This window comes from Prosthecobacter sp. (genome assembly GCF_020439865.1).
Lineage (GTDB): Bacteria > Verrucomicrobiota > Verrucomicrobiia > Verrucomicrobiales > Verrucomicrobiaceae > Prosthecobacter.
Genome location: NZ_JAGRPF010000220.1, coordinates 1 through 23,511 on the forward strand (window position 1 = coordinate 1; position 23,511 = coordinate 23,511).

Genomic DNA, 23,511 nt, shown 5'->3' on the forward strand with positions numbered 1-23,511 from the left:
ACGGGCACGTATCCGCACGTGAACGGCATGGTCGCCAATGACCTGCGTTTGCGCGAGGAGCGCGTGACGATCGCCGAGATGCTACGCGATGCGGGCTACCGCACCGGCTTCATCGGCAAGTGGCATCTCGACGGCGGCCCGCGTGATCCGGGCTTCGTGCCGCCGGGGCCGCGCCGCCAGGGATTCGAGTTCTGGGCGGCCTACGAATGCCATCACAAGCACTTCGAGCCCGATTACTTCCGCGACACGCCGGAGCGCATCGTGGTGAACAAGTTCGAGCCCGAGGCCTCATGTGACTTCGCCGTCGAGTTCCTGAAATCGCAGCCGAAAGACAAGCCCTTCTTCCTCACCGTTCAGATGGGACCTCCGCACGATCCGTATGGCGCGCCGGACAACTACATGAAGCAGTATGACGCGGAAAAACTCACGCCCAACGTGAGCTGGCAGGCGGGCAGCGAAGGACGGCCGACACCGAAAGGCGGACTTCGACGCGGTCCCTTGGCGAATCGCTTCGTGCCAGTCGGCGGCAAAGAGGAAATAGCCGCCTACTACGCAGCGATCACGGCGATCGACGATCAGGTGGGCCGCCTGCTCGCCACGCTGAAGGAAACCGGCGCGGACGAGAATACGATCATCCTGTTCACCTCCGACCACGGCGACATGCTGGGCGACCACGGCATGCGCCGGAAACGCAAGCCTTACGACGAATCCGCCCGTGTGCCGGGCATCCTGCGCTGGCCCGCCCGCGTGCCGAAGGGACAGGTCGTGGACTTGCTCTTCAGCCACATCGACATGGCCCCCACGCTGCTCGCGCTTGCCGGACAAACCGTGCCGAAGGACATGCAGGGCGCTGATCTCTCCCGCGTCGCACTCGGCCAGACCACAGACGGCCCCGAAGCCGTGCTGCTGCAGATCTTTGTGCCCTTTCATCCCGATGGCATCACCACGCCGTGGCGCGGCATCATCACGGAGGACTACACGTATGCGCGTTATGAAAACGAGCCGTGGGTGCTGTTCGATGACAAGGCCGACCCGCATCAGATGAAAAACCTCGCCGCTGATCCTGCGGCGAAGGACTTGCGCGAGAAACTCGACGCCCAGCTCGCCGCGCTGATGAAAAAGAACGGCGACTCCTGGAGCTTCAATTCCCCTGAGCTTGTTGAAGAAGGCGGCCGCCTCTACAAGCACGGCACCTTCTACACCGTGCAGGAATACATCGACTGGGCCAAGGCGCATCCGGATCAGGTGAAGTGATCCTGGATGATCATCGGTTTTTGAAGTCAGCTGGTTGGGAACGACGTGCGTGCTTCGCACGCTGCGCCTGATTCGACGGAGTGTCCGCGAAGTCACGCTCCGAAACGGTTGTCAGGAAACCGTATGTCATCACTGCATAAACAAGGTTCAAAGCCGCCATCACGATAAGGACGACGTGTGCGATGCGACACAGCAAACCACGGCCTGCGGGCAGGCATGCCGTCCAGAGCAGCAGGATGAACCCAATGGCCACAAGGCCGAGCATGTGAGGACTGAACCAGTTTGGTCCTTGATGGGGAGATTCAAAGGGCACCAGCGGAGACATGACGCCGAAGAAGATACGGCACAAATGCTGCACCACGTAGAACGCTGCATTGATCACCAAGGCGATGCAGAGCGTTGTCTTCATGAATGCGATGCTGACGGCCTGAGAGCATTCCGTCAACAAAGACAATCCGTTGAAGAATCACGCGCGCTTCGCGTTCCCAGCCCATGCTTTTTCGCGCCATCCTGCTGTTCGCGTTCGTCTGTGCCCACGCTTGCGCTGAGCCGGTCATCAAAAACGTTCTCTTTATCGTCTCGGACGACCTGCGTGCGAGCGTGCTCGGTTGTTATGGTGACACGAGGTGCTCGACGCCGAACGTGGATCGCCTCGCGGCACGCGGGATGGTGTTTGAGCGCGCTTACAGCCAGGGGACGGTGTGCGGACCATCGCGGGCGTCGTTCATGCGCGGGCGTTACCATGGCGGCAGCGAGATCACGCTCGGCGAGCACTTCATTGCGCAAGGACGCACGACCGCACGTGTCGGAAAGATCTTCCACATGCGCGTGCCGGGGGACATCATCGCGGGAACAAACGGCGACGACGTGGAGGCATGCTGGACTCAGCGATTCAACTCGCAGGGCAACGAGGCACACACGCCGGGCAACTACGCCTGCCTGAACCTGAACATCTTCACCACCGAACTGGAGGGCCGCCAGTCCACCGGTGATCCGCATCGTCCTTTCGTCACCGTGAGTTACGAGGGCGACGGCTCCGACCAGCCAGATGCTAAAACGGCGGCGAAGTCCATCGAGCTGTTGCGCGAGTTCAAAGCAGCCGGGAAGCCTTTCCTTCTTGCTGCCGGTTTTGTGCGTCCACACTACCCGATGGTCGCCCCGCGTCCGTTCTTTGATCGCTATCCGCATGCGAAGATCGAAGTGCCATTCGTTCCGGAGCATGATCTCGACGACATCCCGCCTCTCGGCATCTCAGGCTCGAATTCGAAGAAAAACGGCCTCGCGAAGTATCCAGAGAACCAGCAGCGCATGTGGTCCGGCTATTACGCCGCCGTGACCTTCATGGACACGCAACTGGGCCGCATTCTTGACGAGCTCGATCAGCTCGGATTCGCTGACAGCACGGCCATCGTCTTCACCAGCGATCACGGCTACCACCTCGGTGATCATACCTTCTGGCAGAAGTCGAACGTGCATGAGCAGGTCACGCACGTGCCGCTCATCATCGCTTCTCCCGGCGTTCCACCGGGCCGCAGCCGCTCCATCGTGCAACTCGTGGATGTCTTCCCAACCTTGTGCGAGCTGACGGGCGCGCCGATTCCCGCGAGCGTGGAGGGAGCGAGCCTTGTGCCTGTTTTGCACGATCCCACCGCGAAGGTTCATGAGGCCGCCTTGTCTTATGACGGCCAGCAGCACTCACTGCGCTCCGACCGCTGGGCCTACATGCGCTACACTGACGACAGCGAGGAACTCTACGACATGGATGCCGATCCCGGCCAGCTCACAAACCTCGCGAAGAATCCGGCGCATGGCGCGACACTCGAATCCTTCCGCCAGCAGTTGCAGGCACTCGTGAAGCGATCGGGTGAACCGAAGCGCAAGAAGAAGGCAAAGAAGTAATCGCCGCCCCAACCTTTCATGAAGCACCTCCTCCTCATCGCCACGCTGATTTCGGCATTCGCCATTCCGCGTTCGTCCTTTTCGGCGCAGCCGAACATTCTTTGGTTTGTCGTCGATGACATGTCGCCGAGCTTTGGCTGCTACGGCGAGACGTTGATTCAAACACCTGCGGTGGACAAACTGGCGGCAGAGGGGACGAAGTTCACGCGGGCCTATGTCACCGCGCCGGTGTGCTCCACCTGTCGCTCGGCATTGATCACGGGGATGTATCAAACCACGATCGGCGCGCATCATCATCGCAGCGGACGCGGTGAGTTGAAGATCCAACTGCCGCCAGATGTGACGCCGGCGCCGGTGCAGTTTCAGAAGGCGGGCTACTACACCTGCATCGGCAGCGGACTGCCGGGTTTCGATCATCGCGGGATGCCGTTCGCCGGTGGCAAGGGCAAGAAGAAGGCAGGCGGCGGCTCGCGGCTCGGCAAAACGGACTACAACTTCGAGTGGGACCCGAAGATGTACGACAGCCACGACTGGGCGGAGCATGGCGACAAACCGTTCTTCATGCAGGTGCAGCTTCACGGCGGAAAACTGCGCGAAGGTGATGAAAAGGCGCGTGCGGCCTTCAAGCAGCGCGTGATCGCCGAACTCGGCAGCGCCACCGATCCGGAGAAGGTCACGCTGCCGCCCTACTACCCGCCTGATCCGGTGATCCTCGACGACTGGGCGCTCTACCTTGATGCCGCACGCATGACGGACCAGCACGTGGGCCGCGTGATCGCGCGATTGGAAAAGGAGGGACTGCTGGAGAACACGTTCATCATTTTCATGACCGACCACGGCATCAGCCATGCACGTGGCAAGCAGTTCCTATACGACGAGGGCACGCACATTCCGTTCGTCGTTCGTGGTCCAGGCATCGCGAAAGGCGCGGTGCGTGATGACCTCGTCATGCAGATCGACATGGCGGCGATGTCGCTCGCAGCCGCCGGCATTCCCATTCCACCGTCCATGCAGGGACGCGACATCCTCGCGAAGGATTGCCAGCCGCGCGATGCCATCTTCGCCGCGCGAGATCGCTGCGATGAGACCGTTGAGTATCTCCGCAGCGTGCGCACGGACCGCTTTCTCTACATTCGGAACTTCCTGCCACAGCGCCCGCATCTGCAACCCAACGCTTACAAAGACGGCAAAGCCATCGTGCAGACGCTGCGTTCGCTGCATGTCGAAGGGAAGCTGCCTTCCGTCTCCGAAGACCTGCTCTTCAGCCCCACGCGTCAGCCAGAAGAACTCTACGACTACCACGCCGATCCTTTCCAGGTCACGAATCTCGCTGCCAATCCCGACTTCAAAGCTGAACTCGAAGCACGCCGCGCCCAGCTCGATCAATGGATCGTCGAATCGGGCGACAAAGGCCCTGAATCCGAGGCCATGTATGACAGCGACATGGTCGAGTACACAAAGAAGAAGAATCCCGAAGTGGAGAAGAACATCGCGCTCATGAAGCAGTGGGCGAAAGAGGGGAAATGATGAAACCAGAATGATGAATGACGAATAAAATCCCAAGCCATGAAACACCTCACGCTGCTCATCCTCCTTTCGGTATTCCTCATTCGCCCTTCGTCATTTTCGGCGCAGCCGAACCTCATCCTCATCCTCGCCGATGACCTTGGGTACTCCGATCTCGGCTGCTACGGCAACACCTTCAACGAAACACCGAATATCGACCGTCTGGCACGCGAAGGCATGCGCTTCACGCAGTTCTATGCGGGACCGGTGTGCTCGCCGACGCGCTGCAATCTGCAGAGCGGTCAGGATCAGGCGCGCTTCGGCATCACGCAGCACATCCCGGGACATAAGCGGCCGTTTGCGAAGCTGTCCGATCCGGTCGTGCCGCTGCAGATGCCGCTGGAGGTGGAAACCTTCGCCGAGTGTCTCGCGAAGGCGGGTTACGCGACCGGCTATTTCGGCAAATGGCATCTCGGAGGCGCGGGTTTCAGCCCTGCGGATCAGGGATGGCAGACGGCACTCGAGTGCAACGGCAACACCCAGCCGCCGAAAGTCACCGGAAGCGCGGAGGTGCGACGCACCACCGACTTTCTCGCTGACAAGGCCATCGAGTTCATCAATGCACACAAGGACAAGCCCTTCCTGCTGCAGGTCTCGCACGGCGCCGTGCACATCCCGCTCTCCACGACGCCGGAGTTGAAGAAGAAGTATGAAAACAAATCGCCGATGCCCGGTTATCCGAGCAATGCCGAATACGCCGGCCTCACCGAAGAGCTCGATCAAAGCGTCGGTCGTGTCGTTGAGGCCGTTGAGAAGGCCGGCATCGCTGACAGCACGCTCATTCTCTTCCTCAGCGACAACGGCGGACTCGAGCACGAGCAGAGCGGACGCGTCGTCACCTCGAACAAGCCGCTGCGCAGCGAAAAGGGCACGCTTTACGAAGGTGGCATCCGCATTCCCGCCATCGCCCGTTGGCCGGGCAAAGTGCCGGTCGGCAGCCAGTGCGACACGCCGCTCATCACGATGGACGTGCTGCCCACCTTCGTCGAACTCGGCGCCGCAGCGATGCCGAAGAACCAGCCTTGCGATGGCGTGAGCCTCGCCGCCGTGTTTCGCGATCCGGCGGCCACACTCGCCCGCGACACGCTCTACTGGCACTTGCCGCACTATCATCACAGCACGCCCGCCAGCGCCATGCGCAAGGGCGACTGGAAGCTCATCGAGTTCTTCGAAAACAGCGCGCTGGAGCTCTACGATTTGAAGACCGATCCGGGCGAGGAAAAGAACCTCGCCGCGGCGGAGCCGGAGCGAGCCAAGGCCATGCACACCGCGCTGCAAGCCTGGCGCAAGGAAGTGAACGCGCTCATGCCTGTGCCGAATCCCAACTACGATCCCGCGAAGGCCGATCAACTCGGCAAAGGCGGTAAAGAAGGCGGCCGCAAAAAGCAGAAGAAGTGAGCGCGCTCATCGATGGCGCGTTAGTGCGTCAGGATGTCTTCGATGGCGCCCGGTTTGTCGTGAACACCAAGGCGATCGACGAGCGTGGCGCTGGCTTCGTTGAGACCGAGCACTTCGACCTCCTTGCCCTCGCGACGGAACTTCAGCACGACTTTGTCGAGTGAGGCAACAGCGGTGAGATCCCAGAAGTGGGCGTGTGTGACATCGAGCCGGATTTTCGAGACGGCTTCTTTGAAGTCGAAGGCACGCACGAATCCGCCTGCCGAGGCGAAGAAGAGCTGCCCGACGACGGTGTAGGTGCGGCGGGAGCCGGATTCATCGAGCTCGCTGCTGACGCGCAGGAAGTGCGCGACTTTGCGCGCAAAGAACAACGCGCTGAGGAGCACGCCGACACCGACGCCAAGCGCCAGATTGTGCGTGAGGACGACGACCAGCACGGTGGCGATCATGACCACGCTCGATGATTTCGGATGCCGCCGCATGTTGCTGAACGAAACCCACGAGAAGGTGCCGATGGACACCATGATCATCACGGCCACGAGCGCGGGCATGGGGATCTGTCGCACCCATGGGCCGAGCACAACGAGAAGGATGAGCAGAAACACGCCTGCGACGAAGGTGGAGAGACGGCCGCGGCCGCCGGACTTCACGTTGATGACGGATTGTCCGATCATCGCACAACCAGCCATGCCGCCGAAGAGACCGGCGACGATGTTGGCGATGCCCTGACCGCTGCATTCGCGGTTCTTGTCGCTCGGCGTGTCCGTCATTTCATCGACGATCTGTGCGGTGAGCAGCGACTCCAGCAGACCGACGGCGGCGAGACCGGCGGAGTATGGCAGCACGATCCACAGCGTCTTGAGCGTCCATGGCACCTGCGGCCAGAGGAAGACGGGCAGCGCGTCCGGCAGTTCGCCGAGATCACCCACGCGGCGCACGTCGAGCTTGAAGACGATGGCGATGATGGTCATCACAATGATCGCCACCAACGGCGACGGCACTGCCTTCGTGAAGCGCGGCAGGATGTAGATGATGGCAAGCGCTCCGGCGACCATCGCATACATGGTGAGGCCGGCGCCTTTAAACTCGGGGAGCTGCGCCATGAAGATGAGAATGGCCAGCGCATTGACAAAGCCGGTCATCACCGACTTTGAAACGAAGCGCATCACATCACCGATGCGTGCCAGTCCGGCGATGATTTGAAACACGCCCGTGAGAAGCGTGGCGACGAGCAGGTATTGCAGCCCGTGTTCCCTGACCAGGGTCACCATCAGCAACGCCATCGCGCCAGTGGCGGCGGATATCATGGCGGGGCGGCCGCCGAAGAAGGCCGTCACCACGGCGATGCAGAAGGAAGCATACAATCCGACCTTCGGATCCACACCTGCGATGATGGAAAATGCGATGGCCTCCGGGATGAGGGCAAGGGCGACAACAAGACCGGCGAGCAGGTCAGCGCGAATGTTGGAGAACCATTCCTGGGAGAAGTTTTTGGAAAACACGAAAGCAATGAGGGGATGAGAGATGGGGGCGACGACAATCCCGACGGGGTCGGCAGAATGCCGCTCGAACCAAGCCTTCGCGCCAGTCCGTCAGGACCGCGCACCAACCTCGGAAACTGTCAGGAAACAGCGCCCGTCTTCGTGCTGCCTGATGAGCCAGCTGGCAACCCCTTTTCGAGCCTCGCAGCGCACGATTGCCCGGCAAGACCCTCTGGCAGCCCGCGTTTCCAGCCTCATGCGGCCCTTCCTCCTGCTTTCATCATTCCTCATTTTGATTTCGTCATTGTCGGCGAAGCCAAACATCCTCTTCGTTCTCTCAGACGATCACAGCTACCCCTTCATCGGCTGCTACGGACGCAAGGAGATGAAGACGCCGAGTCTCGACCGCTTCGCGGCGGAGGGGATGATGTTTCGTCGCATGTTCACCGGTGCGCCGCAGTGCGTGCCGTCGCGTGCGACGATCATGACGGGACGCTCGCCGGTTGCGGCGCGCATTACGCGCTTTTCGTCGCCACTGCCGCGCGATGAGATCACGTTCCCGGAGATCTTGAAAAGCGAAGCTGGCTACTTCGTCGGCGTGTGCGGCCGCAGTTATCATCTCGATGGTTCCGGACGTGCACCGGCGGCCACGGAGTCGGTGTTCGAAGAACATCACATGCAGACGTTCAAGGAACGCTTCGATTTCGTCGATGCCACCGGGCAGGAAAACGTGCCGGCGAAGATGAACGAATTCTTCGACCAGCGTCCGAAGGACAAGCCCTTCTTCCTCTGGGTGAACTTCAGCGATCCGCATCATCCCTGGAACAGCGGCAAGAATCCGCCCGATCCTGCGAAGCTCGAAGTGCCGGGCTTCCTTCCCGATCTGCCCGGCGTGCGCGAGGATCTCTCGCGTTACGAAGGCGAGATCGAGCACTGCGACGGCGACTTCCAGCGCGTGCTCGACATCGTGAAGGAGCGCGCCGGACTCGACAACACGCTCGTCTTTTTCATGGGCGACAACGGCATGGCCTTTCCTGCCGGAAAAGGTTCGCTGCATGATCCCGGATTGAACGTGCCGCTGCTCGCATGGTGGCCCGGCGTGGTCAAACCCGGCGGCGACACCAGCGCGCTCATCTCCGGCGAGGACATCGCGCCAACCTGTCTCGAAGCTGCGGGCCTCCAAGTGCCGCAGCGCATCAGCGGCGTGAGTTTCCTGCCGTTGCTCAAGGGCGAATCCTTCCCGAACGAACGGAAACACATCTTCGCCGAACGCGGACCGCATGGCAGCGCCACCTTTGACCTGAACACCGCCGCCAGTGCCGTGGACTACAGCCGCTGCGTGCGCAGCGCGCATTACAAGCTCATCTACAACGTCACGCCGCATCAGCGCTACGCGCCTGTGGACAGCGCGGGTGATCCGGGCTGGAAGGACATCGTCAAAGCGCACGAGGAGAAGGCGCTCGCAACCGAGTTCGAGGAACTCTGGTTCACCAGCCCGCGTCCAGTGTATGAGCTTTACGATCTGGAGTCTGATCCGAACGAACTGCACAATCTCTACGGCCAAAAGGGCCTCGAAGAAGTCACGTTCGAGCTCAAGACGACGCTGCAGCGCAAGATGATCCTCGACTTCGACTACCTGCCGCTGCCGATCGCCGCAGATCCCAAAGGCAAGGGCAAGGCCGCAACGAAATCGAAGGCCGATCCGAAGCGCGCCGAGATGTTCAAGAAGCTCGACGCCGATCGCGATGGCAAACTGAGCAAAGCCGAGTTTGGCAAGGGCCGCAAACCCAACGAAGCCGAGGCCTGGTTCAAAGCCCGTGACCGCAACGCCGACAGCTTCCTCGACGAAGCCGAATACACCGCGAGCAGTGTGCCGGACGCTCCGAAGTTCTGACCTTCATCGCGGATCAGTGCCGTAAACGCCCTCCTTCTCCACCGTGGGCAGCCTGGGCTTCGAGTATTGCGGTTTGTCCTCGGCAAACCAGCGATTCCTCTCGAAGCGGAAGCTCTCAGGAGAGGTGCCGCCGCCGACATTCACCTCGGTCTGCACCTGCGAACGATGGAATACGATGCGGTTGTCGCGCACGACCACGTTTCGACACGGAGCAAAGCCCGGCTCGCGTGTTTCCTGCAGGATGCGGAAGATCCACTTCGTGGGGAACAAAATCGTGTTGCCGCTGAACTGCGCACCATCGACGCCGACGAATGCGGCGGCGCACAGACTGCCTTCGATGATGTTGTCGCGGGCGATCAGCCGCGCGGCTTCAAACTTCGTTCCCTGGGGACGAAAAAAAGGAAGGCCGGTGGAGCCGCCGAGATTGAGCGGGCGCTCACCGGCATTCTTGAAATGGCACTTCTCCACGATCACATCGCTCGTGCCACCTTTGAGTTGGATGCCTGCGCTGGCGGTGAAGCCGTCCTTGCCGATGAAACGACAGCCGGTGATGAGCGAGTGATGGCAGCCCACGAAATCGATGCCCTGCCCGCCCCAGCCGGTGATGGTACAGTCGCGGATGGTTAGCTTGTCGAGGCCGGAGCACTTGATGCCGTCATGATTGCCACTGGGGCCGATGTCGCTGATCTCCAGGTGATCGAGTGTGATGCCGGTGACGGGACTTGTGAGATCGCCACCGTCATCGAGGTTCAGCCCGTTTCCGGTCTGGCCGCTGACCCGCAGATTTCGCAGCGTGAGATCGGCACAACGTGAGAACTGCCAGCCATTCGTGCCTCCTTTGAAATGCGGCGGGTATTTCGGATCGAGCGCTTCGATGGTCAGTTTCGTGACATTGGCGACATGATGCCCTCCAGGATAGTCGCCGGGAGCAATCTTCAGCGTGTCCCCCGATTTGAGACCTCGAAGCGCAGTGCGCAGCGAATCGGCGTCACGAACGATGATTTCTCCCGCCAGAGCATGGGCTCCCAGAAGCGACAGGGCGATGACGGACAAAAGCGGCTGCATGAATCTCCCCCAACGCTCGTTCCCGCATCCATCATGCGCCGCCTTCTCATCCTCCTCTCGTCGTTCATCGGTCTGGCTTCGTCATTCGCTGCCGAGCAACCCCCGAATTTCCTCCTCGTCATGGTGGATGACATGGGCTTCTCCGATCTTGGCTGCTACGGCAGTGAGATCGACACGCCGAACATGGACAAGCTTGCGGCGAACGGCGTGCGCTTCACGCAGTTCTACAACACGGCGAAGTGCCACTCATCACGTGTGAGCCTGCTCAGCGGTCGCTGGTGCCGTCAGGCGGGTGATGAGAGCCTGAAGCGTGCGGTCGTCATTCCGGAAGTGCTCGCGCCTGCGGGATACTTCACGGCGATGACCGGTAAATGGCATCTGAGCAAGGAGCCGACGGACTTCGGCTTCCAACGCTACTTCGGGCACCTCTCTGGAGCCTGCAATTACTACCTTGGCGACAAGACCTTCCGTCTGAACGGCGAAAAGTGGACCGTGCCTGAGCAGGGCTTCTACACCACCATCGCGAACGTCGATCGCGCCATCGAGTTCATCGGTGAAGCACGCGCCGCGAAGAAGCCGTGGTTTCAATACGTCGCCTTCAATGCACCGCACGCGCCCCTGCAGCCGCTGGAGGCCGATTATAAGAAGTACCTCGGCCGATACGATGTCGGCTGGGACACGATCCGTGTCGCACGCGTGGCAAAACAGAAGCAGATCGGCCTGCTGCCGACCAGTTTGCAGGAATCGCCGCGTCCCGATCACGTTCGTGCGTGGGACAAGCTCGATGACGCGCATCGTGCGTGGGAAGCGAAGCGCATGGCCGCGTATGCCGGCATGATCGATCGCGTCGACCGGGAAATGGGCCGCCTCATCGGCGATCTGGAGACGCACGGTGAACTCGACAACACCGTTATCCTCTTCGTCTCTGACAACGGTGCGTGTCCCTATGATCGCGGCGCACCGCAGCCGGACGCGCAGCCGTTTGATCCGAACACGCACTGGAGCGACAGCACCGGCTGGGCTTGGGCGCGCAACTCGCCCTTCCGCTATTACAAGCAGAACCAGTTCGAAGGCGGCATCTCCTCGCCTGCCATCCTGCACTGGCCCGCCGGATTGAAGCAAAAGCCCGGCAGTGTCATCGACCAGCCCGCGCATCTCGTCGATGTGCTGCCCACCTTCGCCGAACTCGCCGGTGCGAAGGTGCCCGCGACCTTTCCCGACCGCGAGCTCACACCGCTCGTCGGCATCTCGCTTGCGCCGCTCATCGCCGGTGGTGAGATCAAGGCGCGCCCGCCGATTCATCTGCTCTTCTCCAGCGACCGCGGCCTGCGCGATGGTGACTGGAAGATCGTCAGCTACAAGAGCCAGCCATGGGAGCTCTATCACATCTCCACCGACCGCACGGAACTGCGCGACGTCGCCGCTCAACATCCCGACATTGTCGAGCGCATGGTCAGGCAATGGCATGACATGAGCGAGCACGTCCTCATGACGAAGGGCAAGGAACTCGCCCCCGTCGCCACCGAGGCCACACCGCAGACAAATCGTGAATGGACCGACTACGACAAACCGCTCATGGGCAGTGAAGCCAAACGCAAGAAGGGCAAAGGCAAGGCCAAATCCGCCGCCGCTGAACTACCCCGTGCCCGCAAAGGCACGAAGCTCACCGTCGAAGGCGATCAACTCGTCCTGACCTGCACCGGCGACGATCCCGGCCTCGCGTTCGACAAACTCGTCATCGAACAACCCGGTCCCTACACCCTCGAATTCAAACTCCAAAGCAAGTCCTCCGGCTCTGGCGAACTCTACTGGACCACCGACACCGAAACAACCCTCCCCCAAGGCAAACACCTCGGCTTCGATGTCAAACACGACGGCGAATGGCACCAACACGCGATCCGCATCGACGAACTCAAGACCATGCATGCGCTGCGACTGGATCCGTGCGGCGGTGAGGGCGAGGCCCGCATTGGAGGACTTGTTCTGAAAGCAGCGGACGGCAAGGAGCTGGCCAAGTGGCCGTAATCAAATTCTGCCATGAGATTCATCGCTCTGTTTTCGTTGTGCGCATTGTTTTGCAGCTCGCTACTTGCTCAGCAAGCCAAGAAAAAATCCAACAAGACCAACACCGTTGATATGTGGGTCACATCGCCGGTTCCCACACTGCCGACGGGTGTCACGCATCACACGTTCCGCAGCGACTCGATGAAGCGTGAGGTCGGTTACTGCATCTACCTGCCGCCGGGTTATGCGACGGACACGGAGCGGCGGTATCCGGTCATTTATCATCTGCATGGTGCGGGCGGGAATGAAACGCGGAGCGTGTATTCGGCCAGCGTGCTGCACGAGGGCATCTTGGCGGGGAAGCTGCCGGAGATCGTGATGGTGCTCCCGAATGGCGGACGTTCGACGATGTATCAGGACTCGGGCGACGGGCGCTTCATGGCGGAGACGATGATGATCAAGGAACTCATCCCGCACATTGACGCGACGTATCGTACCATCGCGGATCGCAAGGCGCGCTGCATCGAGGGTTTCAGCATGGGCGGACGCGGCTCGACAAACCTCGCGATGAAGCATCCGCAGCTCTTCGGCTCGCTCTTCAACCAAAGCGGCAACGTCTACCACGTCTCCGATTCGAAGAACCTGCCCAACGCCTACCTCGGCGACGATCCGCAGCGCCTGCGCGACAACGACGCGTTTCTGAATCTTGAGAAGAACCTCGATTACATCAAAGCGAACCTCCGCATCCAGGTCGCCTGCGGAACGGCCGACCCCGATCACCTCACGACGGTGCGCGAGTATCACGAAGCGCTGACGAAGCTCGGCGTGCAGCACAGCTACTTCGAAGTCGAAGGCCTCGATCACAACCAGAAGAAGATGATCGACGGTCGCAAAGACACGTGGTTCGATTTCCAGATCGAGTCGCTGAAGCTCAACCAAGTTCCGCTGCATTATCTCAAGCCATGAGGCTTGTTCTCTCTTTGTTTCTTTAACCCATGCGTCACGCCGTCCTGCTTCTGTTGCTGACTGTGGTGGCACGTGCCCAGTCGCTGCACGAGGTCGTTCCCGACTGGCCGCAGCTGCCGGAAGGGCATGTGCTCGGTCTTTGCGCGGGCGTTGGCGTGGATGCGCAGAACCGCGTGTTTGTGTTTCATCGCAGCGGCCGGAAATGGTCGAATCCGTTTCCGAAGGAGCCGATTGCCCAGCCGACCGTGACCGTGATCGATGGCGCGAGCGGCAAGGTGCTCAGCACGTGGGGCGAAAACCGTTTCATCATGCCGCACGGGCTCACGGTGGATCACGAGGGCAATCTCTGGCTGACGGATGTGGGCCTTCATCAGGTCTTCAAATGCACTCCGGAGGGCAAAGTCTTGATCACGCTCGGCGAGCGTGCGAAACCGGGCAACGACGACGCCCATTTCAACCTGCCCACCGATGTCGCCGTATTGCGCGACGGCTCGTTTTACGTGAGCGACGGCTATAAGAACACGCGCGTGGTCAAATTCAGCGCCGAGGGGAAGTTTGAGTTCGAATGGGGTGCGAAGGGAAAGGGAAATGGCGAGTTCAACCTGCCGCACGGCATCGCCATCGATGCGCAAGGACGCGTGATCGTATGCGACCGCGAGAACGAGCGGCTGCAGGTCTTCGATGCAAAGGGCGGCTTTCTTGATGTGTGGAAAGGCGCGCAAATCGGCAAGCCTTACGGTATTGAAACCGGCCCGAACGGCCATCTGTTCGTGATCGATGGTGGATCACCTTCGTTGAAGCCGGAATTGCGTGGCAAAGCGATCGAACTCGACATGAAGGGCACCGTGATCGACGCCTTCGGCTCGTTTGGCAAAGCGCCCGGCCAATTTCAGCTTGGCCACGACATCGCGGTGGGACCGGACGGCGCGGTGTACGTCGCCGAAGGCACGGGAGCGCGGGTGCAGAAGTTTGTGCGGCGTAAATGAGCTGCCATATCGACCGGCGGAGGCACGTAGTTTGCAGGCCATGACCAACCGTCGCCGCTTCATCGCCACCACCGCTCTCGCGCTCCCTTTCATCGTCCGGGGAGCTGCTCCGACCGCGAAGATTCTCGAAACGAAAGTCATCTCGCAGCAGCCGGAGTTTTATCATGGCTGGCCGACGGTGGCGCAGCGTGCGAATGGCGAGCTCTGGGTGACGTGCTCCGGCGGACGCGAGGCGCATGTGTGTCCATTTGGGAAGGTCGTGTCGATTAAATCGACCGATTTCGGCGGCACGTGGTCCGCACCCCGAGTGATCTATGACGGGCCGATCGATGATCGTGACTCAGGCGTGCTGGAAACGGCGAAAGGCACGCTACTGGTGACCACCTTCACCTCGCTGGCCTATGAGGACTCGTTCAAAAAGGCCGCGGCGATGGCGGAGTTGACGCCCCAGGGCTGGGTGACCAAGGCGATGCCTGCAGAGCGTTACGCGCGATGGAAGGCGGCGCATGAGAAGCTCAGTGATGAAGAACGCAAAGCGCAGCTCGGCGAATGGGTGCTGCGCTCCACTGACGGCGGCGAAACGTGGTCAAAGCCGATCCCTACGGTCGCCAACAGTCCGCACGGACCGATCCAGCTCAAAGACGGCCGTCTACTCTATGCTGGAAAGCAATTGTGGACCGGCGAGAAGAAGATCGGTGTCGCGGAATCGAAGGACGACGGTCTCACGTGGCAGTGGCTGGCGGAGATTCCGACGCGCAAAGGCGATGACACCACGAAGTCGTATCACGAGCTGCATGCCGTGGAGGCGGCCGACGGCACGATCATCGCGCAGATTCGCAATCACAACGAAGTGAACAAAGGCGAGACGCTGCAGAGCGAATCGAAGGACGGCGGCAAAACGTGGAGCGAGCCGCATTCCATCGGCGTGTGGGGTCTGCCCTCGCATCTGCTGCGCCTGCGCGACGGACGCCTGCTCATGACCTACGGCCACCGCCGCAAGCCCTACGGCAACCAGGCCCGTCTTAGCACCGACAACGGCCAGACCTGGGGCGAGGCGATGATTCTCTCCGGTGACGGCAAAGGCGGCGATCTCGGCTATCCGAGCACTGTCGAACTGCCCGACGGCACGCTGCTCACCGTCTGGTATGAGAGCATGACCGAGCCCAAACTCGCCGTGCTGAGGCAGGCCACGTGGCGCATCGAGTGACGAATCACTTTCTTCGTGGATTTTCCGCGAGGTATGCCGCCAGCGCACGACCCAGGCCTGCGCCGACCTTGCCGTAACCCTCCGCCGACATCAGCGGACTGTTCCAGCCGGTTTCAAGCGTGACTGAAATCGTGAAGTCGCCCGTGTTTGGCCGGACCCAGCCGCTGCTCATGCGACCACGTTCTTCATCGGTCTTCACATAGGTCGCGAAGCGATATTTTGAATCGACCTTGCGCGGCTCGATGATGTTCTCGGCGGCGAGGTCAATCCAGCGCTGGTAATTGCGCTGCTGGATGCCCGTCATGCGTTCAAAAGCGAAGGGACCGAAGAAAAAGATCGGATCGTTGGCTCCGGGATTGTGCAGGTCGATGAAGACATCGAGGCCGTGCTTCGTGTGAATGTCGCGGATCATGCGCTGCGCTGCGGCGACTTCGGGATAAACCGGCTCGGCGGCCCAGTCGCGATTGTGATCACGTGGGATCGCCTCCTTGCCGCCCGCGCCGAGCGCGGCGTTGTCCACGTCCATGATCGGGATGTAATGCAGGCAGGTTTGCGCACGCAGCGCCTTCGCTTCATCGCTCGCATACCAGCGGATGAAGCCGCGCCCCACCTGACTGCCGCCGGCCTCCCATGCGTGCTGACGTGAGCCGATCCACACCTGATGCGGCGCGTTTTCATCGCCGATGCGGATGCCGTTCACCGGACGTCCGCCGCGCGTCTTCGCCAGCTCGAAGCGTTTCGCCTCCGGCAGCTTGGCTGCGATCTCGGCGAGTAGCTTTTCGGCATCGCTCGGCACAAACGGCGGGCCCCATGCCACGCTCATCTGCGGCGCGGTCGCCTTGATCGTGTAACTCATCACCTTGTCAGCGCTGAGCGTGCCCGCCTCACTCGGTGTCCACGTTTCGTCATCACTGCTGAGCCACGCATGCTTCGGCTGGCACCACGAAGCGGCGAGCACTGTCTTGTCGCGAAACGGTTTCGTCTGCGCCTGCACTTCAAGGGTGAATGCCTCGCCCGCCGTCAGCCCGTCGAGCGTGAAGAACCACCAGCACGGCCACCCGCGTCCTTCACGCAACGCAGGCATGATGCGCAGCGTCTTCGTGGCTTGATCGAGTTTCACGACCTCCGCATTGCCTCCTTCGAAATCGGAGCTGACGCTCAGTTCGGCGTGGGCGGCGATCGTCAGAAGCGGAAGAAGCAGGAGCCGATGAATCATCTGCACTCAACGTCACGTTCTGGCTTCATGAAGCATCTCGGTCTCGCTTTTTCTCTTCTCGCCTCCACCTGCCTCGCTGAATCGAACTGGCCGCAGTTTCGCGGTGAGGACGGACTCGGCATCGGCACAGGAAAGCCGCCGGTGGAGTTTTCGGCGGAGAAGAATGTGAAGTGGCAGGCCGAGGTGCCGTTCGGACATTCGTCGCCGTGCATCTGGGGTGACAAGATCGCGCTCACGGGTCTCGCGGATGGCAAGCTGGTGACGTTTTGCCTGAACAAAGCCGACGGACGTGAGCTGTGGCGCGTGGCGGCTCCGGCTTCGAAGATCGAAGGCGCGCATCGCATCGGCAGTCCGGCCGCGCCGACGTGCTGCACGGATGGCGAGCGCTTGATCGCGTATTTCGGATCGTTCGGCGTGCTGGCTTATGACTGGAACGGCAAGGAGCTTTGGAACAAGCCGCTGCCGGCGCCGGTTGTCGAGTTCGGCACGAGTTCATCGCCGATCATCGTGGACGGCAAGGTGATCATCGTCGCGGATCAGGACGTGGGCAGTTACCTGCTCGCGTTGGATGTGAAGACGGGCGCGGAAGTGTGGCGCGTGGATCGCAGCGAGTTCCGTCGCGGATTCGCGACGCCGTTTGTCTGGAAGCATGACGGCATGCAGGAGCTGGTCGTCTGCGGATCGCTCTGGCTGCGCAGCTACGACATCAAAGACGGCAAACAACGCTGGTCCGCACGCGGCATGGCGCGCGTGGCCAATGCGAGTCCGGTGGCGGCGGACGGGGTGCTGCTCGTGTCGAGCTGGAACGTCGGCGGCGATGAAGGCGAGCGCATCGAGATGGAGCCGTTCGAGGCTTTTGCCGCCGTGCAGGATGCCGACAAGGATGGCCTGCTGACGCTGGACGAATTTCCTGCGGGTCCGATCAAGGGCCGCTACTCGCAGATTGATGCGGACAAAGACGGCAAGGTCACGAAGCCAGAGTACGAATTCGTGCGCGGCATGTTCGCCGATGCCGTGAACCAGATCTTTGCCATCAAACCCGGCGGCAGCGGCGACATCACGAACACGCACGTCGTCTGGCAGCAGAGCAAGCATCTGCCGTATGTGTCGTCGCCCATCGCGGTGAACGGCCGCGTGTTCACGATGAAAAGTGGCGGCCTCGCCTCGGCTTACGATGCGAAGAGCGGCAGTCCGGTTTATCAAGCGGAGCGCGTCGATGCTTCCGGCGATTACTATGCGTCGGCAGTTGCCGCAGACGGTCGCGTCTATGTCATCTCGCAACGTGGTACCGTCGTGGTGCTCGATGCGACGAGCGACAAGCTCAACGTGCTCGCACGAAATGACCTCAAAGCGCCCGTGTTTGCCTCGCCAGCCATCGTCGATGGCGTGATCTACATCCGCACGGACAAGAAGCTCTACGCCTTCGCGCAGTGATCTTCGGCGTCAGGCGCGCCGTCGAACATGTTGGGCTTCGTTTTCATCAGCAGCCAGAACAGCGATGAGCCGGCGTAGAGCGCCGTGAAGCAAATCAACACCGCATCCCAGCCACCGGCGTTGGCGAGCAGCCAGGGCACGAAGACGGGAAACGCCGCCGCGCCCAGATTGCCGCACATGTTCATCACGCCGCTGATCGTCGCAACGTGCGAGCCGCCGACGTGCATCATCACCGTGCTCACACAGGGATTGCCCACCGCCGCACAGAACATGCCGAGGCTGATGATCAGCACCGCCGTGAGCGCATGGCTGACAAACCACGCCGAGAACACCAGACACGCGCAGATGAACAACGCGATCGCCGCGAGGCCCTGACGCGCGAGCCGCTGGCTGCCGGTCTTGCGCAGCACGGCGTCGGACACTGCGCCGCCGAGCAATGATCCCGTCAGATCGCCGACGAGCGGCAGCGCCGTGAGCAAGCCGGAGGTGATCAGCTCCACACCACGCGCCTCCTGCAGATACGTCGTGAACCAGCTGCCGAAGAAGATGTAGCCCGCGGATCGAAATGCCTGCTGCACGCAGATGCACCACATCGCCGGACTCGTGATGAGCAGACGCCACGGCACGGCGGGTGGTTTTGAATGCACCTTCGCGGGGACTTTTGAATCCGCTGCAATCAATTGGGCCTCCGCTTCATTCACCGACGCGTGTTCGGCAGGATCATTGCGATACCATCGCGCGAACCACACGGCCCACACGATGCCCGGCAGCGCATACCACAGGAACATCGGCCGCCAGCCGCAGACGATGATCAACCAAGCGGTCAGCGGCGCGCCCACAATGCTGCCTGCCGACATGAATCCACCAAACGCACCGGAGGCGAGACCTTGTCCCGCACGTGGAAACCATCGCGCCATCACCGCAATCGCCACCGGCACGAGTCCCGCCTGCGCCACACCCATCAGTGCACGCGAAACGACCATCGCCGCGAAGCCGCCCATGCCGAACAACGCCGTGGCCAGCGACCAGAGCACCGCGAACAACGGCAGCGCGCGTCTTGCACCGAGACGAAGCGAAAGCGCCGCCGCCGGGATCTGACACAACGCATACGACCAGAAAAACGCGCTGCTCAACCAGCCCGACTGCTCCTTCGTGAGCCCGAGATCATCCCGAATCGTGCTCTCCGCCGTCCCGACCGCGTTGCGCGTCAAATACGCCAGCGCCGCAGCCATGCACAGACCGGCGAGGACGATGAAGCGGGCGCGCGTGGGTTTCATGAGATCACCAGTCCGTCACGGCACCATCCGGGCTGAATTCGCGGAGCACGATCTCCTGCTGGAAGGGATGCTTCTTCACCTCGGCTTCGTTGATGGTGATGCCGAGGCCGGGTTTGGTGTTCGGGCGGACGATGCGGCCTTCCTTCTCGATGACGAAGCCTTCCTCGACCACGTCCTGTCGCCACGGCACGTCGTTGTGTACGGTTTCGCAGATGATGTAGCTCGGCTGTGAGAAGCCGAACTCGAGCGACGCGGCGGTGCTGACAGGGCCTTGCGGATTGTGTGGAGCCAAGGCGATGCGATGCGCCTCGGCGAGTGCGGCGATGCGTTTCGCGGCACTGAGACCGCCGCAGTGCGTGATGTCGAGCTGGCAGATCTCGACGGCGCGTTTCTCAAACATGTCTTTGAAGGCCTCCAGATTCGTCACGCGCTCGCCGCTGGCCACGGGCGTGGTGAGCGCGGCGTTGATCTTCGCGAGACCATCGACCGCTTCCGGCCAGCATGGCTCCTCGAAAAAGTAGAGGCCGAAATCATCGAGCGCTTTGCCGAACTTGAGCCCCATCGCTGGCGAGGGCCGCGCGTGACAATCCACCATGATGTCGATGTCCGGCCCCACGGCATCGCGCATGGCTGCCACGGCAGCAGCGGCAGCGCGGACGGGTTTCATGCCTTCGATCGGCATCGTGCTGGGCACCGCCATGCTCTTGAAGGCCGTGTAACCATCCGCCACGGCCTGCTGCGCGAGTTCGGCGAAGCGTTTCGCGTTGTCAGCGGGCGTTTGATAAAAGTCCTCCATCTTCCCGCCGCCGAGATGGCAGTAGGTCCGCACCCAATCACGCACCGGACCGCCGAAGACCTTCGAAAGCGGCATGTTCGCCACCTTGCCCACGATGTCCCACAGCGCGAGGTCGATGCCCGCGATGGCTGTGGCGCGCACGATGCCGTGCCCGTGCCAGAAGTGCTGGCGATACATCACCTGCCACAGATACTCCACGCGCGTCGGATCTTCGCCGATGAGAAGGTGCGACATGTCTTCAATCGCGCCCACGATGCTGCGCGTGTGCCACTCCAGCGTCGCCTCCCCCCAGCCGATGAGGCCGGGCTGATCCGTGACGACTTTCACAAACACCCAGTTTCGCATCCGGGCGTGGCAGACAAGGGTTTCGATGGCGGTGATTTTCATGGACGGAAAGGACAGGCGTTTGAACCACTGATCAAACGCTCATCAGCCACTGATCCATCCAATTTGGGAGGTGTCGGGTTAAAACACTGTAGAGCTTGGGAGAACATGGAGAATTGAAGCCAAACAACGTCTCTGCGTCCTCCCAATATCCGCGATCCAAGTCCGTGTTCCCCGGAGGCATACAGACAACTTTCTCTCCCCTGCAATGTCTGACCTCCATTCGTATGACTGATGCAAAGATCGAAATAGTCGATTATCATCGTGGGCCTGATCATGTAGGCTGCTCGCATGAATGAAACAAAATGGCATGGCGAGTTTTGCGTCGATAATACGCGGGCCCCTGAGATGACTGAATGTTCCGACGGCCAAAAGCCGTGGAGGGACCGAAATAGAGGGCGCATTTCTCGCAGCAGAAGTTTCCTGACGGCGGAGTGGTTCGATGCCGTCTCCATGTCAGTTCAATAACCGGAGCGATCTTATGTGGTTCTTATCTCTTCCAGCAGCGATCATCGGCGGCCTGATCGGACTGGCCATTGCCTTAGTGGGGGTCATTGTGGGCATGATTCTGACGGGCCGAAGCTCACGGGTTTGGCCTTGGGCCTGGCCAACGTTTTTCGGACTTTGTTCGGTGTTTGTCCCTGGTTTCATTGGCATGGTGCATCTTTTGGCGACTAATTTCTCGACCAGTTATCACGGCGATTTTTTGAACCGCCTTGGAGAAGCGATGACCGAGTTCTGTCTAATCGTCGCGAGCTTCGTCGCCTGTCCTGGGCTGGGCTTCTTTATGGCAGGAGCGGTCACGAAACTCTGCTCCAGACACAAACTGCCACAGCCGCCTGGCGAAAAAGTGCCACACTCCAATCTGGCACGATGTCTCACGGCCAGCATCCTGGGCGCATGGATCCTGGTGGGTTGGTTTTATTTCTATTATAAGCCTCGCGTGAAGGAGGAGATGTATCGGGAAATGTACATGAAAGAGGAGAAAGAATATCGACAATGGAAAAGTCATCCGGTTCTCCCCACGAATGCAAGCAAAGTCACCCCTCCTGTAGTTGACGAGCCCTAGTGGCATTCAATGCCACCTACCGGCACTGCGATGGGCAAGCACGCAGCAGAGAGACAACAGGTATTCTCCCGCTCCTTTCGAAGCTTGTTTATGAATTCGTCACCGTGATACGCTCTGCAATCACCTCGATCAACTGCTCCAAACTTCCCGCAGCGACAATGGCGATGCTTTCCTGGTAGATGCCGGTGTCGTAGAGCTCGCGGGGCGGGAGGTAGGAGGCGCCCCAGTCGGCGGCGATGCTTGCGACGACGATGATCTTGTCGGGGAAGCGGCGGCGGAGCTCGGTTTGGAGGAGGTTGTAGCTTTCGCCCTGCACACCGAGCCAGATGGCATCGCCGATGTGCCACAACACGACTTGCAGCGGGTAGGTGTCGCCGGGCGGAAGCTGATGGAGGCGATGCAGCAGACGGTTTTTGCGTTCGGCGAGGGCGCGCAGGTCGGCGGCGCGTGTTTCATCGCCAGCGGAGCGGGCGGTGGCTTCGTCGGCTTGGAATTGATCGAGTTCGGCCTGGGTTTGCTCGATCGTCGGCTGGCCGGGACGATAGTGCAGCGGCTCGTGCCAGCGTTGGAGTTTCCATCCGGCTTTGGAGGTCGTGTCGATGGGTTGATGCTTCCACGAGCCAAGTGTCGCGCCGGAAACAACGGGACCAGCATAGACAAAGTTCGTTCCGGCGGCGGCAAGAGCGGTGAGGGCTGAAAGCGCGGCGTAACCGAGTTCGCGGCCATTGCGATCCGCCACGGCGGTGTCACCGACGAAGCCTTCACGCGGGCCGAGTTCGCCGCTGGCTCCTTGCAGGAACAAACACGGTGCACCAGTGTCGCGTTCGACGACTTCGCGCATGGCGCCGATGTAGTCGGGGCTGATAAGCGTGTTCTCCCACGCGAGTGTGGTGGGATGGCAGGCGTAATTCACGATGCTGGCGAGCATCTGGCCCGCATTATCGGTGACACGCGCGACGATGACGGTGTCGTCGGCAGGCACGCCGGGATTGTGACCGCAGACGAACTGCTTTCCGTCCCAGAAATCGCGATGCGTGGCCAGCGAGCACTTTGCTTTGCCATAAACGATGCCCGCGGGTTGCAGCGAGGCCAGACACTGCTTCACGAGCGCCCCGGCTTTCTCACCAAGTGATTGCAAGTAAGGCGGAATGAGATCACCGCCGGGCAGATTCGCCCGATCGATGCCCATGAGGCCCGCGCCGTGTGTGTGCGAGAAGGCGACGAGGATTTCTTCTCTGGCAACGCCGCCGATCTCCGCAGCCTGCGCGACGAGATTCGCATGCTCGGTGGCTCCCATCACGCAATGATCGAGCGCTAGCACGATCTGCTGCTCACTTCCTTCCATCGGTGCAAAGATGGCCACGGTCGCTCGCAGCGGACGATGCACACCGGTGGCTCGGTCATGCTTTGCCGCGCCCCACATCCGATGGTAGATGTTCGCAGGCGGTGTGATGTCGCACCACGCGAGTGCGAAACGGCAGCGGCTCTGCGGCGTGGGGTCTTCGGTGTGGGAAGGCGTCATCGGGCTGGTGGAGTGATGAAGGGTAAAATGCTGGTGAGGCTGGAATCCTTCAGAACATGAGTTTGCCCGTCATTATTTTATCATCTGTCATGC

18 protein-coding genes are annotated in these 23,511 nt (G+C 61.0%); 11 read left to right on the plus strand and 7 right to left on the minus strand.

From position 1 onward, the window contains the following. The coding region (locus KDL09_RS23510; RefSeq protein ID WP_294390802.1) for a sulfatase at positions 1-1,254 on the plus strand (1,254 nt) is incomplete at its 5' end. Between the two features lie 10 nt (positions 1,255-1,264). Here the strand turns inward: KDL09_RS23510 and KDL09_RS23515 are convergent. Then, positions 1,265-1,663 carry a hypothetical protein gene (locus KDL09_RS23515; RefSeq protein ID WP_294390804.1) on the minus strand — a complete coding sequence of 133 codons (399 nt, stop codon included), beginning with the start codon at positions 1,661-1,663 and terminating at the stop codon, positions 1,265-1,267. Positions 1,664-1,746: 83 nt separating this feature from the next. On the opposite strand from KDL09_RS23515, the gene KDL09_RS23520 reads away from it, so the two are divergent. Genes KDL09_RS23520 through KDL09_RS23530 form a run of 3 tightly spaced genes read left to right on the plus strand, consistent with a single transcriptional unit; the run spans position 1,747 to position 6,117 of the window. Further along, entirely contained in the window at positions 1,747-3,153 is a 1,407-nt protein-coding gene (locus KDL09_RS23520; RefSeq protein ID WP_294390807.1) for a sulfatase, read from the plus strand. Positions 3,154-3,171: 18 nt separating this feature from the next. Continuing rightward, complete coding sequence (locus KDL09_RS23525) at positions 3,172-4,680, plus strand: sulfatase (RefSeq protein ID WP_294390809.1); 1,509 nt, start codon at positions 3,172-3,174, stop codon at positions 4,678-4,680. A 39-nt stretch (positions 4,681-4,719) separates the two neighbouring features. After that, on the plus strand, positions 4,720-6,117 hold the full coding sequence (locus KDL09_RS23530; protein WP_294390811.1) for a sulfatase: 1,398 nt from the start codon (positions 4,720-4,722) through the stop codon (positions 6,115-6,117). A 20-nt stretch (positions 6,118-6,137) separates the two neighbouring features. Here the strand turns inward: KDL09_RS23530 and KDL09_RS23535 are convergent, their stop codons facing one another. Beyond that, complete coding sequence (locus KDL09_RS23535; protein ID WP_294390814.1) at positions 6,138-7,619, minus strand: SulP family inorganic anion transporter; 1,482 nt, start codon at positions 7,617-7,619, stop codon at positions 6,138-6,140. A 235-nt stretch (positions 7,620-7,854) separates the two neighbouring features. Here KDL09_RS23535 and KDL09_RS23540 point away from each other — a divergent pair, with 235 nt between their 5' ends. Then, positions 7,855-9,492 carry a sulfatase-like hydrolase/transferase gene (locus tag KDL09_RS23540; RefSeq protein WP_294390816.1) on the plus strand — a complete coding sequence of 546 codons (1,638 nt, stop codon included), beginning with the start codon at positions 7,855-7,857 and terminating at the stop codon, positions 9,490-9,492. 3 nt (positions 9,493-9,495) lie between these two features. Here the strand turns inward: KDL09_RS23540 and KDL09_RS23545 are convergent, their stop codons facing one another. After that, positions 9,496-10,557 (minus strand): right-handed parallel beta-helix repeat-containing protein, encoded by a 1,062-nt coding sequence (locus KDL09_RS23545; protein WP_294390820.1) that lies wholly within the window; start codon positions 10,555-10,557, stop codon positions 9,496-9,498. A gap of 33 nt (positions 10,558-10,590) precedes the next feature. Between KDL09_RS23545 and KDL09_RS23550 the strand changes: the two genes are divergently transcribed. From KDL09_RS23550 to KDL09_RS23565, 4 genes are read left to right on the plus strand one after another with little or no spacing between them, the layout of a single operon-like run. Then, complete coding sequence (locus KDL09_RS23550) at positions 10,591-12,582, plus strand: arylsulfatase (RefSeq protein WP_294390823.1); 1,992 nt, start codon at positions 10,591-10,593, stop codon at positions 12,580-12,582. A 12-nt stretch (positions 12,583-12,594) separates the two neighbouring features. Then, complete coding sequence (locus KDL09_RS23555) at positions 12,595-13,527, plus strand: alpha/beta hydrolase-fold protein (RefSeq protein WP_294390828.1); 933 nt, start codon at positions 12,595-12,597, stop codon at positions 13,525-13,527. 29 nt (positions 13,528-13,556) lie between these two features. Then, entirely contained in the window at positions 13,557-14,513 is a 957-nt protein-coding gene (locus tag KDL09_RS23560; RefSeq protein WP_294390831.1) for a peptidyl-alpha-hydroxyglycine alpha-amidating lyase family protein, read from the plus strand. 40 nt (positions 14,514-14,553) lie between these two features. After that, the gene (locus KDL09_RS23565; RefSeq protein WP_294390834.1) at positions 14,554-15,720 is read left to right on the plus strand and encodes a sialidase family protein; all 1,167 of its coding nucleotides are present in this window, start codon (positions 14,554-14,556) and stop codon (positions 15,718-15,720) included. Between the two features lie 4 nt (positions 15,721-15,724). Here the strand turns inward: KDL09_RS23565 and KDL09_RS23570 are convergent, their stop codons facing one another. After that, entirely contained in the window at positions 15,725-16,936 is a 1,212-nt protein-coding gene (locus KDL09_RS23570; RefSeq protein WP_294390837.1) for a M14-type cytosolic carboxypeptidase, read from the minus strand. 27 nt (positions 16,937-16,963) lie between these two features. On the opposite strand from KDL09_RS23570, the gene KDL09_RS23575 reads away from it, so the two are divergent. Further along, a complete protein-coding gene (locus KDL09_RS23575; protein ID WP_294390839.1) occupies positions 16,964-18,370 on the plus strand; it encodes a PQQ-binding-like beta-propeller repeat protein in 1,407 nt (468 codons plus the stop codon). Here KDL09_RS23575 and KDL09_RS23580 read toward each other — a convergent pair. Then, complete coding sequence (locus tag KDL09_RS23580) at positions 18,352-19,647, minus strand: MFS transporter (protein WP_294390842.1); 1,296 nt, start codon at positions 19,645-19,647, stop codon at positions 18,352-18,354. The two genes, KDL09_RS23575 and KDL09_RS23580, sit on opposite strands and share 19 nt — an antisense overlap. Positions 19,648-19,651: 4 nt before the next feature. Next, entirely contained in the window at positions 19,652-20,830 is a 1,179-nt protein-coding gene (locus tag KDL09_RS23585) for an enolase C-terminal domain-like protein (RefSeq protein ID WP_294390844.1), read from the minus strand. Between the two features lie 478 nt (positions 20,831-21,308). Here KDL09_RS23585 and KDL09_RS23590 point away from each other — a divergent pair, with 478 nt between their 5' ends. After that, entirely contained in the window at positions 21,309-21,896 is a 588-nt protein-coding gene (locus KDL09_RS23590; protein ID WP_294390845.1) for a hypothetical protein, read from the plus strand. An 88-nt stretch (positions 21,897-21,984) separates the two neighbouring features. On the opposite strand, the gene KDL09_RS23595 is transcribed toward KDL09_RS23590, so the two are convergent. After that, a complete protein-coding gene (locus KDL09_RS23595) occupies positions 21,985-23,418 on the minus strand; it encodes a hypothetical protein (RefSeq protein WP_294390847.1) in 1,434 nt (477 codons plus the stop codon). Between the last annotated feature and the right edge of the window lie 93 nt (positions 23,419-23,511).